The following is a 16,064-nucleotide window of genomic DNA, read 5'->3' as shown; positions in this document are numbered from 1 at the left end:
AATAACCTTGAGAGTACACTCAAGGTTATATAAAGACATATTAATCCTATAACGAATGATAGCTCTCCACAAATTAACCTTGTGACAGTTTTACATATATTTTATGTAAACCCAATTACTTAGCATTAAAGCATCTGCTAAATAACTTCGGCAAAATTTCCTTTCAAGCTGTATCATAGTGCTTAACTCCTCAACTCTACTCTTAAATTCTGCACCTCTACCTCAGTTATTCACTTATATTAATATATTATGAACTAAAATTTTAAGTTAGTCAATAGATTTTGTACTCTGAAGTACATTTTGTAAAAATATTATTAAATATGCAGAAAATATATCAGATTAATCGTCAGGTACATTAATTCCTGCCATTTTCATAAGATATAGAGCATTTCTCGTTTTCGATGCACCTCTATGTAATTTATAATCAAACTGTATTTTATTATCTTTATAATATTCTCTAAAATGATAATTTTTTACTCTTTCATTACTTTCACTCTCTATATCACATAATTCCAAATCATGAGTTGATACCATACCACAGGTATTAGAATCCATCAATTCATTTATAAGTATCTTGGCTCCAGTGTGCCTATCTATAGAATTAGTACCTTTAAATATTTCATCTAATAAGAAAAAAATATTTTCTCCTCTATTAGCAGCTTCTACAATAGATTTTATTCTCAAAATTTCTCCATAAAAAGAAGATATATTTTTTTCTAAATTGTCACTTATTCGCATACAGGTGTAAATACTCATTATAGAACAACAAAATGATTTTGCACGAACCGGTGCCCCCGAATAAGCAAGTACTAAATTTATACCTGCTGTTCTTAAAAAAGTGCTTTTCCCAGACATATTTGATCCTGTGATAAGTGCTACTTTAGAATTTTTATTCAAATCCAGATTATTACAAACTGCCTTATCCCCTAAAAGAGGATGTGCCATAGAATCTGCTTTTAAAACCAAGGATTTATCCAAAATCTGAGGCATTGTCCAACTTGAATGGTCAAATGCTATAACTGCAAGACTACTCAACATTTCAAATTTTCCAACAGTTTCAATCCAATCATAGAGTTCCCTACCATTTTCTTCTCTCCACTTTTCAAAGGCAAACATACATTGATAATCCCAAAGGAAAAATATATTAAGTATTATATATGCAAGGTTCTGGCGCTGAGATATGCTCTCTGATATCTTTTTTAGCTTATATATTTCTTCTGCTGCATTTTTTAATTTTCCATTTTGTTTTTTTAATAGCATACTTTTTAAGTCATTTAAGTAATCACACTGAAATTTTTCTTTGCATATTAAGGATATAGTTTTTTCATAAGATCTTATATTACTTTTTAAATTGAAAACTGTGTTTAAAGTGCTAAATCTGTTTTTAGCCCCTGGTAAAAGTAAAATTATTTGAACTACAAGTGCAGCATACCCTATAGAATTATTAAAAAAGTGAAATACAAAACTCATAAACAAAAGCATTATAGTTACAATAGGAATTATTTTAAATACAACTATAATGTATTTATTTCTGTATGTTGAATTCTTAGTTGAAACTATTTCTTTAAGCTTTGAAACACTCTCCTTATTATCTTCTATGGATGAACTTTGTGCCTCTAAATGCTGTCTCCACTTTAATTTACAGGACAATTCCAAAACTGCACTTTGTCTTTTTTCTATATCTTTAGAATTTCCTAAAGGTGAAGACAACACATTTTTTAAATTTTCCTTTCCAAGATAAGTATTACAGCAATTAATACATTGAAATAATGAGTTTTCACCAAATATATCAAGATCCCAGGAATAATTATGTTCTACATTCTTAAAATTTTCTCCTTTTTCGTTAAATTCTTTCCAATCACCAACTATTCTTTTTAACGAATTACAATTTATTTCTACTAGCTTTTTTGTAAAATCTGTATTTTGTTTTAACTTTTCATGGATTCTTACAGCAAGTACAAATAATATAGCTGAAACCAGGAAAATGCTTAAACTCATATAGTGATAGTTTTTAATATAGAAACCTACTATAAAGATTATTCCTAGCAAAAATATTAAAAAACGTAACCTACTCATACGTACTACAGTAGAACTTTGACTTTTCACAAGATGATCGTAATGTTTTTTTCTTCTGCAGTAGATTTTTTCACTTTCCTTCAAATATATTTCTCCTCTTTTCTTACTACGTCTATGTTTCTATTTGCTATTTTTCAGCCTACTTAATTTTAACTCATCAAAATAATCTTTTATCTTCAAATCCATACCTAATATATGACTTGATATCCAATTGTACACAAAATCTAGAATATTCAAAATTGATTTTTGTATATCTTCATCTATTTCATCTAAATCCAAGCTCTCTATTTTTTCTATAAATTTATCATGCACTCGTTTTTGTTCCGAATAGCCTGGATAGTCATACATTTGCATAATCTTTTCCTCATCCTCAAAATGATAAACAGTATACTCTTTTAGATCGTCAATTAAATTCAAAATATCACCAAAATAGTCCACGTGATTTTCATTGACAGCTAGCTCATATATAGACTGTCCTATTTCAAATAACTTTTGATGCTCATCGTCTATTCTCTTAATACCGCAAGCATATTCATCTTTCCATTCAAACATAGTATACTTCCTTTCTAAATATTTTATCGTAGAATTTTGTAAATAAGTTTAATTTCTATAACTTACTGATTGTGCTGCTTCTGTACATATTATAACAAAATTTAAATTAGTAAACTACTACTAATTTAAAAAGCCGCCGGAATAATACCGACGGCGTAAAGGAAATAAAAAATTATTCACTTATTTGATCTGTAGGAACTATTTTTACATAACCCTTCCTGGAATTACTGCATCTAATATTCCAATGACTATTGCTGCCAAAATGGCTCCTACTATGGTAACTCTCATATATGGAACTAAAAATTGAGTTAAATATAATATTACAGCTGCAATTACAAAACCTTTTATTCCCTTTCCAAAAGGAGACGCATCTATATTCATAAATCTTTCCACTAAATAATCTATTAAACTTATTACAACTGCTGCAGCTACATATGACCATAATCCTGATATCTTGAAACCAGGTGTTAAAAATGAAGTTATTGCCAGTACAACTACCGTTAAAACAAATCTTAATATATAACCTCCCACTGTAGATCTTTCGGGTTGTTTATTTGTATCACCCATGGAAGTCACTCCTTTTTAAATAAAATATTTATTCCCTTATATTTTTACCTAAAACATAAAAAATATTTAAAAATAAAAAACTTTTTAAATAGAAGTTATAACTATTTTATTTTAGATAAAACTAAATTTAAAATGAATATTGACAAAATTTAAGAAAAAAGGTATAAGTAATATTGTCTGTATAGTAAATACTTATAAATTACTAAAAAGGAGTGTAACAATGAAAACATTTCAAACTCTTATTGATGAAACTTTACAAGCCAAAGATTTAGATGAGTTGGAATCCGCTGCAGATCTATTTCAATTTGGTATAGAAAAAGGATATTATAATCAAAGACAGTCAAATGAATTTAACACTACATACTGGAAAATAAAAAATAAATATTTGGCTTATGAAATTGCAAATGAGATAAAATACAGTAAACTGGACATTTTGACTATAGTTATTAATGCACCAGTGAATATAAAGGACAATAAGTCAGAACTTTTAAGCTATGTAAATGGCCGTATAAAGGCACTTAGAGGTAAAATATCCGGAATAAAATAGTACAAAAGCCAGATGAAACTATCATCTGGCTTTTACCTATACTCAATATCTTATTTTAAGCCCTGTTCATAGGCCTGAACCATCTTTTTAACCATGTTTCCACCTACAGAACCTGCTTCTCTAGAGGTAAGATCTCCATTATAACCTTCTTTTAAATCTACTCCTACTTCTCTAGCTGATTCCATTTTAAATTTATCTAAAGCCTCTTTAGCTTGTGGAACTAAGACTCTGTTTCCTCTACTGTTTGCCATAATTGTTCCCCTCCTCATTTTTAAATTATTTGTTTTGTATTACACTATCAGTTTGCTCCATATAAAAATTATTACTCTATAAAATTAAATGAAAATATACTATATTATAGGGTATTTAGAAACTTTTATAATCGAAATTTTTTCTCTACTATACTATGGAAAGCCATAAATTTAAAGCTTATTGAAACTTTGCATGATTAAAGTAGTATAATAAATATAAGCTAATTTTAAAAGTAGGTGATTTTGTTGTATAAAAAAGGAGACTTTCACTTACATACTAATGCCTCGGATGGTAACTTATTTCCGGCAAAACTAGTATGCATGGCAAAACGAGAAGGTGTTGATATTATTGCAATAACAGACCATGACACCTTATCTGGTATAGATGAAGCCTTAATGGAAGGAAAAAAAATAGGTATTAAAGTTATTCCTGGAATAGAACTATCTACCTTGTATGAAAATAAAAGCGTTCACATACTAGGGTATTTTAAAGATATCTCTCATATATCTCCAAAGTTTAAAGACTTTCTAAAAGAAATGAACTTATACAGAATAAATAGAGCAAAAAAAATAGTAAATAATTTATATAAATTTTTCAATATAAAACTTGATTTTGAAAGCATATTAAAGATAGCTAATGGAGTTGTAGCAAGACCTCATATAGCAAAAGCCATAATAAATGCAGGTTATAATTACAGTTTTGATTACATATTTTCAAATTTTATAGGAGATTCCAGTCCTGCCTATGTTCCAAACAAAAAACTTTCTACAACAGAAGGAATAAAAATGCTTATGTCTTTAAATGCTATGGTTGTACTTGCCCACCCTATACTTATAAAAGATATAAATATAGAGGATTTAATTAAACTTCCCTTTCATGGTATAGAAGCTATTTATCCTGCTAATAAGGTTTGTGATACAGAGAAATTCATAAAGTATGCTAAAAAGTATAAAAAAATCATAACTGCAGGATCTGATTTCCATTCTGCAAACAAAAAAAGTTTAAAGCACGGTCATACTATAGGTGAAGTTTATTTAGATGAAAATCAAATAAATGATTTCTTAAGCAAACTTAAAAGTTTATCTGATGACTACCTACTGTAACACTCCCACGCACACAGTGAAAGCGACTATCACCAAATCAAAGATTTGGGATATCTGCTTTTCTATCAAAGTGGGAGCTAACAGTAGCTACGCCCCTATATAATTCATCTAAACTTAGTGGGAGAAACAAAGTTCCACTAAGTAAGATTCATTGATAGTTTTTAAAACAATCTACAGTGGGGATGTTGTAATAACAATTCTTAAATTGCTTAACAACATCCCCTTTTATAGATAAATGTGCTTAAAAACATGTATACATGTTAAAATGGCTGACATACTAATTAATTAGTGTAACAAAGCTTCTCTACAGATCATTTCTTATATCTCTTTTAGAAATGCAACGTATCCTTTTACCGCTTCATATATATCTGCTTTACTTGCTACTTCCCAAGGTGCATGCATATTATGAAGTGCTATTCCACAATCTATAACCTGCATATTGTACTCCGCTAGTATATAAGCTATAGTTCCGCCACCACCCTGGTCTACCTTGCCAAGTTCTGCAGTTTGCCAGGACACATCGTTTTTATCCATTATATTTCTTATTTCAGCTATATATTCTGGATTTGCATCATTACAACCTGATTTTCCTCTTGCACCAGTATATTTGTTAAATACTACCCCCTTTCCAAAATATGCTGCATTATTTTTGTCCATTACAGAAGGATAATTTGGATCAAAGGCAGCGCTTACGTCAGAAGACAGCATTTTCGAATTCGTTAAAGCCCTTCTAAGTTTTAAATCGCTATATTCTTCGCATAGTGACATTACCTCAGCTGCTGTATTCTCAAAGAATCTTGATTGCATTCCTGTAGCTCCTACGCTTCCTATTTCTTCTTTATCTACTAAAAGAGTAACACATGTCTTGTTTGGATTTTCTATTTTCATCATAGCATCAAAAGAAGTATAGGCACATATTTTATCATCATGGCCATAAGCCATAACCATACTACTGTCAAGTCCAAAATCTCTAGCAGGTCCTGCTGGAACTACTTCTAATTCTGCAGATACAAAATCCTCTTCTTCTATTCCATATTTGTCATTTAAAATTCTTAATATATTCTTTTTTACTCTATTTTTATCTTCTTTGTCCTCTATTGGAATACTTCCAATTAGAACATTTAAATCTTCCCCTTCTACAACCTTATTTCCTTTCTTATCCATCTGGTCTCCTGCAAGATGTACAAGTAAATCAGATACTCCAACTACAGGATCTCCATCCTTTTCTCCTATTACTACTTCTACCTTAGTTCCATCTTTTTTTATAACTACACCATGAATAGCAAGTGGAAGTGTAACCCACTGATATTTCTTTATACCTCCATAATAATGGGTGTCAAACAATGCAAGGTCAGTATCCTCATAAAGGGGATTTTGCTTTAAATCAAGCCTTGGAGAATCTATATGAGCTCCAAGTATTCTCATCCCTTTTTCCATATCTTCAGTACCAATTACAAAAAGAGCTAAATTCTTATCCTTGTTATTAGCATAAACCTTATCTCCTGGTTTTAAAGGGGATTTCGCATTCATTATATCCTCTATATTTTTATATCCATTTTTTTCAGCTCTCAATATAAATTCTTTTACGCACTCTCTCTCTGTCTTGCATTTAGACATAAATTTTTCATAGTCATCTGAAATTTTAAAAAGTATTTTAAAATCTTTTTTTGAATATTTGTCCCATGCATATTTGTATTCCTTAGTTAAATTTTTTGACATTTTATCTCTCCTCTTCTATATTAATGTTATCGTATTAGCAAATAAATGTTACGCTTCACTTTATTAACAATTATATTCTATCACAAAATACACCAATATATTTATATTTTTGAGAGGACAGAGGACAATTGTTTCGCAATTTTTTTAAACTGTGAAAGTTACTAACTAATTAATAAGCAGCCAACCTTGTATATCTATATTAAAACCACTTTTTCCTCTTAAATATACATATAAGAATGACTGCCACAAGAAACATAATTATTACTACGTAATGACATCCATTTTCTATCTCCATAAATGGTATTCCTTTTAGGTTCATACCATAGATACTACTTATGAGATCTAATGGTAAAAATATAGTAGCTATTACAGTAAAAACTTTCATGAGTTCATTGGTTTTATTTGCGGTTTCAGATTCAAAAGCTTCCCTCACTAAAGCTAGATCTTGAACCAAACTTTCAATACAAAACATAAGTTTTTCTATTTTTCTATTTAAATTGCTAAAGTATTCTAAGACGTCCTTTTCTATTACCAGATTGTCATTCATAACCAAGCTATCTCCTATGTATATAAGTGGATTTAAATATTTTCTTATTTTATAAACTTGCCTTCTCAGGGTTATAAGACTATCTATCTGATCATGTTTTGGGTTCTTTAAAACATCTATTTCAATTTTATCTGCTTTAACCTCTAGTGCAGATATTATATCATAGTTCTTTATAACTATTCTGTCTAAAATATAGTAAAGTAATATAGATGCTCTCGAATTATCCTTTAGTAAAAAGCAATTTTTGGAGTCATATATATCTTGTATTAGATCATCTAATATATCAATCTTATCTTTATATACAGTTATTATATACTTTCTACTTAAAAATACATTCAATTCTCTAGGAATAACTATTTCTTCTACATAATTGAGTACATTAAGTATTATAAAGAGATACCCATTGAAAAAATTTATTTTTGATACTTGTGAAAAACTTTTACATTCCTCTATACTATCTCTATCTATGTCTACAAAATCCTTTAACTTTTCAATTTCATCTGCATGAAGTAATATCCAATAATGGCTGCTTGTAAAATCAATTTCTTCCGTAACTTCTTGAAAACCATTATCTATATCAAGTATTTTCATAAAAACACCACCAATGTAAACATAAAAATAAGTTCATTCTTATTAGTGTGTTAATTTTAATTAGAAATAATTCATTACTTGACAGATGTAATTTTATGACAAAAAACTATAGTATAAAAATACTATAACAGTAGAATTAAACAAAATAAAAAAAGTATTGTCCATGAACCCTCTTAGCAATATAAAGGACGCAATACTTTTAATATCTAGTTATAAATATTTTAAATAGATAATATAATAACATTGTAAATATTTTAATCAGAAATGATACCATCTATAAACATATCATGTTCTTCCATTGGGACTTCATCTAGTACCTGAAACCTATATGCAAGGGCAATTTTTTTGGAGTCCTCCCTAAGCTTTTTAAAGAACCTATCATAATATCCTCCTCCATATCCAACTCTCCCACCTCTTTTATCAAAGGCTACTCCTGGAATATAACACAAATCTATAGAGGATTCTTTTACTTTAAATTTTGTATCTTCTGGTTCCAATATACCATATGCCCCACTTTTTAATTCACTAAAATCATGTATTCTAACTGCAATCATTCCATCCTCTTTGGATATAACTTTAGGAACACAAATATTTTTTCCCTGCTCAAGTGCATTTTTTATAATTCTATGAGTGTCCACTTCACTTCCATAACTTACAAATATAAATATACTGTTAGCCTTATTATATTCTTCACTTTTTATCACCTTTTGAAGTACGCTATTGTCCAATTTTTCTTTTTGTAAATTAGATAATTTATTTCTCTCTTCTTTCATTTTCTTTCTTATAATATTCTTATCCATTCTTCTTCCTCGCCACCTCATTTATTCTTTCACTTATTACATCTACAGGAGTTACATTTGATATAAGACTGTATCTGTAATTTGCTGCAGCGGCCTCTATTATGACTGCCAGGTTTCTTCCTGGTCTAATTGGAATTTTCAATTTTCTTACAGGTACATTTAATATATTTAAATACTCCTTGTCTATTCCAAGTCTATCATAATTTTCATCTTCCTTCCACTGTTCCAGATATATTATCATATTAATATCCTTTGCCTTAAGTACAGAACTCAATCCATAAAGGGCAGGTATATCAATTATCCCCATTCCTCTAACTTCTATCATCCCTGAAGTAATATACGGCGATGTTCCATGAAGCACCCCGTCTATTTGCTTTATATCTACTGCATCATCTGCTACTAAACGATGTCCCCTTTTTATAAGTTCAAGTGCAGTTTCACTTTTTCCTATACCACTTTCTCCAGTTATAAGTATTCCAATACCATAAACATCTACAAGCACGCCATGTATCCTTGTTTCAGGTGCTAATTTGTCATCTAAATAATTCATAACCTTATTTATAAACCTTGTAGATATACTATCAGTTCTTAGTATCCACCTTTTATTCAAGATAGCACTCTCTAAAAACTCCTTATGGGGTGCTAAATTCCTAGTTATTATGGTACATGGATTGTCAAATTCAAAATATTTTCCCAGCCTTTTTTTCCTAAGCTCAGGCTGCATAGCATCTAAAAAACTCCATTCCGCCTTACCTACTATCTGGACTCTCTCATTAGCATAATAATTATAAAACCCACTAAATTGAAGTCCAGGTCTATTTATATCGCTTTCCTTTATTTCGTTTATATTTTCTCCTCTATTTATAACTTCCAAATTTAAATCATTTATAATATCTACTACTGTTACTGGCATTTTCTCACCTCTTAATTGAGTTCATCTTCATTAGATTTTGGCTGTATAGCTCCAAGTTGAGCTCTTAAATTTTTCTTTATATTGTTTATATATTTCTCTCTAAGTCTTCTCTGTTCCTCTTTTTCATCTTCTGTAAGTTGTGAAGTTTTACTCTTTTTATAAAGAAAATTTATTCTTTCAGTTAATTTGTCCATTTTATAGCTGCAGCTCCTAACTTTATAATTTATATACTTATTCAATTTTATTTTCCACAAATCACTCCATATTGTCAACTATTTTTATAACAGTTAATATAGTAAGTTTATAAATATGATAAAAACTTTTAGACATTATTTTGACTTGTAAAATTTATCCATGGTTATTTATATCAGTATATGAAGACATTTTTTTCTTTTTTCCACATTTTCTCCACAGAATAATCCACACCTTATCTACAGAAATTATGTTTATTTTTGTAATATACTGCAAATTGGTGACTAATAAAAGATATGGTTATTTTCTTATTATCTGGTAAAATATAAGAGTACAAAGTTTCTTGTGGAGGAATGATAATGAATGATAATTTGAGAATTTTAGATGTTGAAATAAACAATCTAAAGGAAACTTTATATCTATTAATGAAAACTAGTAGTCTTACAGATGAAATTGTTGTCAAATGCAGTGAAAAGTTGGACAGGCTAATTCTACAATACCAAAAGGAAAATAAATTTAGTTAATTTATTTTAACTGAATTTTATTTTTTTCTATTTGTTTTTCTTTTCAAATTTATTCTTTTCAATATACTTAAAATCATTACATTTCATTTGAATTTTAAGGTATAGATATTTAAACCATATATGTAAAATTAAAATAGAATAATGCTTAAGATAAATTCTAAAAATAACATTGAACTTAAATTTTCATTTTACCAAAAGTTAAATTAGGGAGGTAACTTAAATGGACGTTAGTGTAATAGGTGTCCCTATCTTTTTTGGTTCTGACAGAAAAGGTACAGAATACGGCCCTGGAAAATTGAGGCAAAAAAAATTAATATACATTTTAAATAAAAGTGGTCATACAATTTATGATACGGGAGATATCCCCGTTTTAGATATACCTGAGAGCGAAAAATACACATATAATTCTCATATGAAATATTTAAAACCTATACTAAATGCAAACAAAAATCTAGCTCATCAGGTTTACAGTTCACTATGTGCCCATAGTTTTCCTTTAACTATAGGCGGTGATCATTCTATAGGACTTGGAAGTCTTTCAGGTACAAGCAAATATAACAAAAATATTGGAGTTGTATGGTTAGATGCTCATGGCGATATAAATACAGACAAGACTTCTCCATCAGGTAATGTGCATGGAATGCCCCTTTCAGCTGCTATGGGCTTTGGATATGATAAGCTTTCTGATCTTTATTATAAAGGTCCTAAAGTAAAACCGCAAAATGTATTTATACTAGGTGCTAGGTCATTAGATAAAGGGGAACTGGATTTTTTAAAAGAACAAAATATAAACATATACTCAACTCGTGATATACATTCAATGAGCATAAAAAATGTAATGGAGGAGATTGGTTCAAAATTAAAAAGAAACGGCATACAATCTCTTCATTTTAGTTTCGACATAGATGTTTTAAATCCTCAATTAGTTCCTGGAACAGGCACTCCAGTAAAAAAAGGCATAAACATTATAGAAGTTAAGTATATATTGAAATATTTAATGGAAACTGGTCTAGTAAAGTCCATGGATATAGTAGAATTAAATCCTAAGTTAGATGAAAATGATAAAACTTCTGATTTATGCATAGATTTGCTTTCCTGGACTTTTCAGCATTTAAAATAAGAAAGGGACATTGCCCTTCCTTATTTTAAAGTAAATCTAAAAATTCATTTATAAATTTGTCTGCTTCTTTTAGCTTTTCCTCATTAGGTACAAATTTGAACCTAAAACCACTGGCTACCTTAAATTTCAATGACTTTAATCTTTCTGTTAGCATAGGCACACCTTCACCGCTCCATCCATAAGAACCAAATGCACCAGCTGCCTTTCCTCTATTTGTTATAGCACATACAAGTGAAAGCATATCCCATGCAGGTTTCACTGCATCCTGATTTATAGTAGGTGATCCCACTAATATACCTGAAGCTCCTTCAATGAGAGAAATAGCCTCTTCCATAGGAATAGAAGTTATTTCATGTGCTTCTGCCTTTATTCCTCTTGAATTAATTACATTTTCTATATATCTGGCAACTTTTTCTGTATTTCCATAAGCTGATATATAAAATATTTGAACATTTTTTTCTTTAGATTCTGTAAAAGCCCACTTTCTATAGGATTCAATAGATTTCTTTATATCATCTATATGAACAGGTCCATGACTTGGGCCTACCATATCAAAATCTAAATTTTTAATTTTATCAAGTCCCATAAGTACAAATTTTTTAAATGGTCCCATTATTACATCAAAGTAATATTTCATCTCATGATCATAATCAGCTGAATTATCAGTAATTGAACCTTTAGGGCAATAGTGACATCCTAGAAAATCACAAGTAAATAATACTTTTCTATTTTGTATATAAGTAAACATCGTATCAGGCCAGTGTAAATTTGGTGACTTTATAAATTGCAAATTAGTCTTTCCAAGACTCAATTCATTTGGAGCTTCCATGCTCTTAAATTCTTTATTTGTTATATCCTTTAAATACATCAATGCTGCTTTAGTACCTACTACAACAGCTTCAGGATATAAGTCAATGAGTTTTGCAAGTGATCCACTATGATCAAGTTCTGTATGTTGTACTATTATGTAGTCAATATTTCTTTTGCCTATTATACCTTTTATATTTGATATATATTTTTCAAAAAAAACACCTTTATCCTTTACAGTATCTATTACTGCTACTTTTTCATCATCAATTAAATAAGAATTATAAGTACTTCCTTCTTTAGTATTCATTATTATGTCAAAGATTTTTAGTTCAGGATCTTTTACACCAATCCAATAAATATTTTCTTTTAATTTTACATTTTCCATAGTCATTCACCATCCTATTTTTTTAATATGAATACATTTATATTTTATCTAACTATTGATATTCTATCACATAATTTTAAAAATGTAAAACTAAATATTTGGTAATAATAATTATTAATATAATTTTAACTTATATATATTGTTGTATTGACGAAATTAAAATTATAACTAAACATTCTTAATAAGTTTAGACTTTTTACCTGAATAAAATATATATTCCATATGAAGTGCCCTTGTAAGAACTACATATAATATCTTTCTATCAAGCTCATTTTCACCATAATTTTCTTCGCTGCAATTGTAAATTACACTACAGTCAAACTCCAATCCTTTTGTCATATAAGATGGAATTATTATGTTTTCAAAACTTAAACTATTGTCATTTTCCCTTACCAGACTCCAACTATAAGAACTGTACTTTTTTAAATACTCTCTGATTTTCTTACACTGATCATAGGTCTTACCTATAACAGCTATGCTTTTTTTGCCCACACTGTAAACTTCCTCTACAATCCTATCTAAAGCATCACCAAATTCTCTATTGTTTTTAAATTCTATTACTTGTGGTACTTTGCCATGTCTAAGCACTGGTACTGCAGGTTTTAGATTGTTTTTCTGAAGCTTAAGAACCTTATTTGCAAATTTTATTATTTCCATTGTAGAACGATAACTGTGTTCAAGTTGAGTATATTTTGCATTAGAATCAAATACATCTTCTATTAAATTTTTCCAACTAGTTATTCCTTTATAATAGTATATACCCTGTCCTAAATCTCCAACTATAGTCATGGAAACATTTATGCTAATTTCCTTTAAAATGATCATCTGAAAAGCACTATAATCCTGCGCCTCATCCACTACAATGTGCTTATATTTAAATTTTTTAGAAACTCCTTCTATTTTAAATTTTAAGTAGCAAAGAGGAGCCAAATCATCACTATCTATTACTTTTTTTTCTCTATTTTCCTTTACTTCCTGTCTTATATTATTCCATATGTTGTTTGAAATATTTCCCTTTATAATTCTATCAAATACTTCTTTGTCATTTAAAAATTCTTCATAGAGGTTTTCTGTATCAATCTCACTCCATCTATTAAAATAACATTCAAAAGCCTGTATTGCCCTATTTTTAGTATCTTTCTTCTTTTTATCTCTCTCATTATATACACTCGTGAGTGTCCTTCTCCTATCTGGACCATCCTCCATGCTTTTCTTTAGTCTTGCAATCATATATTCATAATAAAAATCTATTTTGTCCATTATTTTATTTATCTTATCATCTATCTTCAGCAGAAAATACCTCTTTATCTCATGCTTCCTATTATTTATAGGCAAATGTTTCATATCACTTGAATACAATCTACATATTTCTTCTTTGTTAAACAGGATATAATTATCTATCTTTATATCATCAATATTTACATCTCTTTCTTCTATATATTCTATATACCTATCAATTAAATTTTTATATAAAATGCTTCCTCTAACACGACTGGATTCAAGTGTGTTTTCTACACCACTGTATTTTTTATTTTCTATTATACTGGACAGCTTTTTATCTTTGGTATATACTTTGCTTTTTAAATTCAACATCTGGCAGCACATTTTTTCAAAGGTTACCTGCTTGACTTTTTCTATGCCTAAATTTGGAAGTACATCTGAAATATAATTTAAAAACAATTTATTAGGGGCTACAACTACAATATCTTCCCCTTGAATTTTACCTTTATATCTATAAAGTAGGTAGGCAAGCCTATGAAGTGCTACTGTGGTTTTTCCAGAACCTGCAGATCCTTGAACTACAAGTGAAATATTTTTTTCAGTTCTTATTATATTGTTTTGCTCCTTTTGTATGGTAGCAACTACATCTTTAAGTTTGCTATTTGCACTTTGTTCCAAATTTATTTTTAAAAATTCATCTACTAAGACATTTTCACTTTCATCCGCAGACTGAAGTATTATTTCATTTATTCCCTCATCAAAAGCATCCTTTAATTTTCCATCTTCAATCAAGAATTTTCTCTTTAAATTAAGTTCTCCATTTATTATGCCTTGAGGAGATCTATAAAAGGTTTCTCCTGAAACCCCACTATAATAAAGATCTGCTAAAGGAGCCCTCCAGTCAATTACCTTTTCATCCCCTTTTTCCATATCTCCAAGTCCAAATTTTCCTATATAGAAAGTCTCTTCTTCCCCTTTGTATTCTCTAAAATCTACTCTTCCAAAATAAGGTTTATTCTTACTTTCCATATATTTTTCAAGATTCTTATGAGTTATATTATATAACTTTTCTTTTGTTTCCAGTTCTTCGTTATATTTACCTCTGGATTGTTTTCTAAGTCCATCTATAATTATTTTTAACTTTTCATCTTCCGAATTTACGTTTTTAATCTGAGTATCTATCCAATTCAAAGTTTCTTCTAAATGTTCCTTTTCATTTTTCATATCTATAACATTTATAGCCATATCTCTTCCCTCCCATATACTATAGAAGTCTATAGTTTTTACAATAAATATACAAGTACAAAAGTAAATTTTATATTTAATAACACCATATGTCAAGATAGGAAGACCTTACTCATGTCTCATCCAAAAACTTCCTTTATTGATTGTTTAAGCAAATAACTGTATAATTTAAATATACTTACTTAGAGGAGGTAATACATTTGGCCGTAAGAGAAATATTGAAGTTTGGTGATAAATTACTTAGAAAAGTCAGCAGAAAAGTCAAAAACATAGATGAAGAAACTTTAGGTATTGTACAAGATTTGAAGGATACTTTATATGCTAGTTCTGGAGTTGGATTATCTGCTCCACAGATAGGGATTCTTAAGAGAATAATATTTATTGATTTGAGAAAAGAAAATACCGATCCTGTAGTCTTAATAAACCCTAAAATAGTAAAAAAAATGGGTAGAAATGAAGGCCCAGAAGGCTGCCTAAGTTATAATGGTCATGAGGGCATTGTAGTTAGACCTAAAAAAGTAATTGTAGTAGGTGAAGATATAAATGGAAATGAGGTTAGATACAATGCAGAAGGACTATTTGCCAGGGCTTTTTGTCATGAAATAGATCATTTAGATGGTGTTTTATATACAGATAAGGCAAAGAAAGTATACAAAGTAGATGAGTTCTAATTGCACTAATTACATCAGCAAAAAATCTAAATTCTTTTGAAACTCGTACCATTTGCTCCTAAAAGTCCCCAAATCCCTGAAGTAAATTCAAGATTTATATTACAGGCAGCATTTAAATCTTTAAACTCCTTAGAAACATTATAAACAACTAATTTCATATATTTTTCCTCCTTAATTAAGGTAATAAAGAATCCTTATGACTATATGCTATAGCATTCTTTAACAAGTT

General features: G+C 29.2%; 17 protein-coding genes and 1 riboswitch. Of the genes, 5 read left to right on the top strand and 12 right to left on the bottom strand.

Annotated elements, in window-relative coordinates; translation table 11 throughout:
* Window positions 1-51: 51 nt before the first annotated feature.
* Window positions 52-228, bottom strand: a riboswitch (Lysine riboswitch).
* A 111-nt stretch (window positions 229-339) separates the two neighbouring features.
* The 3 genes from CLCOS_RS16295 to CLCOS_RS16285 form a co-directional block, all read right to left on the bottom strand.
* Window positions 340-2,160 carry a MutS-related protein gene (locus CLCOS_RS16295; RefSeq protein ID WP_063599842.1) on the bottom strand — a complete coding sequence of 607 codons (1,821 nt, stop codon included), beginning with the start codon at window positions 2,158-2,160 and terminating at the stop codon, window positions 340-342.
* Window positions 2,161-2,196: 36 nt separating this feature from the next.
* Window positions 2,197-2,628: a bacteriohemerythrin gene (locus tag CLCOS_RS16290; RefSeq protein WP_063599841.1), complete on the bottom strand. Its 432-nt coding sequence runs from the start codon at window positions 2,626-2,628 to the stop codon at window positions 2,197-2,199.
* A gap of 204 nt (window positions 2,629-2,832) precedes the next feature.
* Window positions 2,833-3,195 carry a phage holin family protein gene (locus CLCOS_RS16285; protein WP_013238834.1) on the bottom strand — a complete coding sequence of 121 codons (363 nt, stop codon included), beginning with the start codon at window positions 3,193-3,195 and terminating at the stop codon, window positions 2,833-2,835.
* A gap of 220 nt (window positions 3,196-3,415) precedes the next feature.
* Here CLCOS_RS16285 and CLCOS_RS16280 point away from each other — a divergent pair, with 220 nt between their 5' ends.
* Entirely contained in the window at window positions 3,416-3,742 is a 327-nt protein-coding gene (locus CLCOS_RS16280) for a hypothetical protein (protein WP_013238835.1), read from the top strand.
* 50 nt (window positions 3,743-3,792) lie between these two features.
* On the opposite strand, the gene CLCOS_RS16275 is transcribed toward CLCOS_RS16280, so the two are convergent.
* Window positions 3,793-3,993, bottom strand: coding sequence for an alpha/beta-type small acid-soluble spore protein (locus CLCOS_RS16275; RefSeq protein ID WP_013238836.1), 201 nt, complete (start codon window positions 3,991-3,993; stop codon window positions 3,793-3,795).
* Between the two features lie 246 nt (window positions 3,994-4,239).
* Between CLCOS_RS16275 and CLCOS_RS16270 the strand changes: the two genes are divergently transcribed.
* Window positions 4,240-5,097 carry a PHP domain-containing protein gene (locus CLCOS_RS16270; protein WP_013238837.1) on the top strand — a complete coding sequence of 286 codons (858 nt, stop codon included), beginning with the start codon at window positions 4,240-4,242 and terminating at the stop codon, window positions 5,095-5,097.
* A gap of 318 nt (window positions 5,098-5,415) precedes the next feature.
* Here CLCOS_RS16270 and CLCOS_RS16265 read toward each other — a convergent pair whose 3' ends face one another.
* The 5 genes from CLCOS_RS16265 to CLCOS_RS16245 all read right to left on the bottom strand — a co-directional run bounded on the left by CLCOS_RS16265 (window position 5,416) and on the right by CLCOS_RS16245 (window position 9,861).
* A complete protein-coding gene (locus tag CLCOS_RS16265) occupies window positions 5,416-6,816 on the bottom strand; it encodes an aminopeptidase (RefSeq protein ID WP_013238838.1) in 1,401 nt (466 codons plus the stop codon).
* 199 nt (window positions 6,817-7,015) lie between these two features.
* A complete protein-coding gene (locus tag CLCOS_RS16260) occupies window positions 7,016-7,954 on the bottom strand; it encodes a magnesium transporter CorA family protein (protein ID WP_063599840.1) in 939 nt (312 codons plus the stop codon).
* A gap of 254 nt (window positions 7,955-8,208) precedes the next feature.
* Window positions 8,209-8,754, bottom strand: coding sequence for a 5-formyltetrahydrofolate cyclo-ligase (locus CLCOS_RS16255; RefSeq protein WP_063599839.1), 546 nt, complete (start codon window positions 8,752-8,754; stop codon window positions 8,209-8,211).
* Complete coding sequence (gene hprK, locus CLCOS_RS16250) at window positions 8,747-9,667, bottom strand: HPr(Ser) kinase/phosphatase (protein ID WP_013238841.1); 921 nt, start codon at window positions 9,665-9,667, stop codon at window positions 8,747-8,749. The genes CLCOS_RS16255 and hprK overlap by 8 nt, the downstream gene beginning before the upstream one ends.
* Window positions 9,668-9,678: 11 nt before the next feature.
* The gene (locus CLCOS_RS16245; protein ID WP_013238842.1) at window positions 9,679-9,861 is read right to left on the bottom strand and encodes a DUF896 domain-containing protein; all 183 of its coding nucleotides are present in this window, start codon (window positions 9,859-9,861) and stop codon (window positions 9,679-9,681) included.
* 357 nt (window positions 9,862-10,218) lie between these two features.
* Between CLCOS_RS16245 and CLCOS_RS16240 the strand changes: the two genes are divergently transcribed.
* Together CLCOS_RS16240 and rocF are read left to right on the top strand one after the other, a co-directional pair.
* Window positions 10,219-10,383, top strand: a complete 165-nt coding sequence (locus tag CLCOS_RS16240; protein ID WP_023161755.1) for an aspartyl-phosphate phosphatase Spo0E family protein — start codon at window positions 10,219-10,221, stop codon at window positions 10,381-10,383.
* A 220-nt stretch (window positions 10,384-10,603) separates the two neighbouring features.
* A complete protein-coding gene (rocF, locus tag CLCOS_RS16235) occupies window positions 10,604-11,503 on the top strand; it encodes an arginase (RefSeq protein ID WP_013238843.1) in 900 nt (299 codons plus the stop codon).
* Between the two features lie 25 nt (window positions 11,504-11,528).
* Here the strand turns inward: rocF and CLCOS_RS16230 are convergent, their stop codons facing one another.
* Both CLCOS_RS16230 and helD read right to left on the bottom strand, forming a co-directional pair.
* Window positions 11,529-12,698 carry an FprA family A-type flavoprotein gene (locus tag CLCOS_RS16230; protein ID WP_063599838.1) on the bottom strand — a complete coding sequence of 390 codons (1,170 nt, stop codon included), beginning with the start codon at window positions 12,696-12,698 and terminating at the stop codon, window positions 11,529-11,531.
* 168 nt (window positions 12,699-12,866) lie between these two features.
* Window positions 12,867-15,164, bottom strand: a complete 2,298-nt coding sequence (gene helD, locus CLCOS_RS16225; protein WP_063599837.1) for an RNA polymerase recycling motor HelD — start codon at window positions 15,162-15,164, stop codon at window positions 12,867-12,869.
* 200 nt (window positions 15,165-15,364) lie between these two features.
* Between helD and def the strand changes: the two genes are divergently transcribed.
* On the top strand, window positions 15,365-15,835 hold the full coding sequence (def, locus tag CLCOS_RS16220; protein ID WP_063599836.1) for a peptide deformylase: 471 nt from the start codon (window positions 15,365-15,367) through the stop codon (window positions 15,833-15,835).
* A 26-nt stretch (window positions 15,836-15,861) separates the two neighbouring features.
* Here the strand turns inward: def and CLCOS_RS23015 are convergent, their stop codons facing one another.
* On the bottom strand, window positions 15,862-15,993 hold the full coding sequence (locus tag CLCOS_RS23015; protein ID WP_023161760.1) for an ABC transporter ATP-binding protein: 132 nt from the start codon (window positions 15,991-15,993) through the stop codon (window positions 15,862-15,864).
* Window positions 15,994-16,064 lie beyond the last annotated feature (71 nt).

The organism is Clostridium coskatii (genome assembly GCF_001675205.1).
GTDB lineage: Bacteria > Bacillota > Clostridia > Clostridiales > Clostridiaceae > Clostridium_B > Clostridium_B ljungdahlii.
Note: the sequence above shows the minus strand (reverse complement) of the source record. Positions and strands in the feature narration are given on the sequence as shown.

Excerpts from the sequence above, each read along its gene's own strand:
- CLCOS_RS23015 (WP_023161760.1), bottom strand. The coding sequence starts at position 15,993 with ATGAAATTAGTTGTTTATAATGTTTCTAAGGAGTTTAAAGATTTAAAT.
- helD (WP_063599837.1), bottom strand. The coding sequence starts at position 15,164 with ATGGCTATAAATGTTATAGATATGAAAAATGAAAAGGAACATTTAGAA.
- CLCOS_RS16275 (WP_013238836.1), bottom strand. The coding sequence starts at position 3,993 with ATGGCAAACAGTAGAGGAAACAGAGTCTTAGTTCCACAAGCTAAAGAG.
- CLCOS_RS16240 (WP_023161755.1), top strand. The coding sequence starts at position 10,219 with ATGAATGATAATTTGAGAATTTTAGATGTTGAAATAAACAATCTAAAG.
- rocF (WP_013238843.1), top strand. The coding sequence starts at position 10,604 with ATGGACGTTAGTGTAATAGGTGTCCCTATCTTTTTTGGTTCTGACAGA.
- CLCOS_RS16280 (WP_013238835.1), top strand. The coding sequence starts at position 3,416 with ATGAAAACATTTCAAACTCTTATTGATGAAACTTTACAAGCCAAAGAT.
- hprK (WP_013238841.1), bottom strand. The coding sequence starts at position 9,667 with ATGCCAGTAACAGTAGTAGATATTATAAATGATTTAAATTTGGAAGTT.
- CLCOS_RS16265 (WP_013238838.1), bottom strand. The coding sequence starts at position 6,816 with ATGTCAAAAAATTTAACTAAGGAATACAAATATGCATGGGACAAATAT.
- CLCOS_RS16245 (WP_013238842.1), bottom strand. The coding sequence starts at position 9,861 with ATGGACAAATTAACTGAAAGAATAAATTTTCTTTATAAAAAGAGTAAA.
- CLCOS_RS16230 (WP_063599838.1), bottom strand. The coding sequence starts at position 12,698 with ATGGAAAATGTAAAATTAAAAGAAAATATTTATTGGATTGGTGTAAAA.
- CLCOS_RS16260 (WP_063599840.1), bottom strand. The coding sequence starts at position 7,954 with ATGAAAATACTTGATATAGATAATGGTTTTCAAGAAGTTACGGAAGAA.
- CLCOS_RS16255 (WP_063599839.1), bottom strand. The coding sequence starts at position 8,754 with ATGGATAAGAATATTATAAGAAAGAAAATGAAAGAAGAGAGAAATAAA.
- CLCOS_RS16285 (WP_013238834.1), bottom strand. The coding sequence starts at position 3,195 with ATGGGTGATACAAATAAACAACCCGAAAGATCTACAGTGGGAGGTTAT.
- CLCOS_RS16290 (WP_063599841.1), bottom strand. The coding sequence starts at position 2,628 with ATGTTTGAATGGAAAGATGAATATGCTTGCGGTATTAAGAGAATAGAC.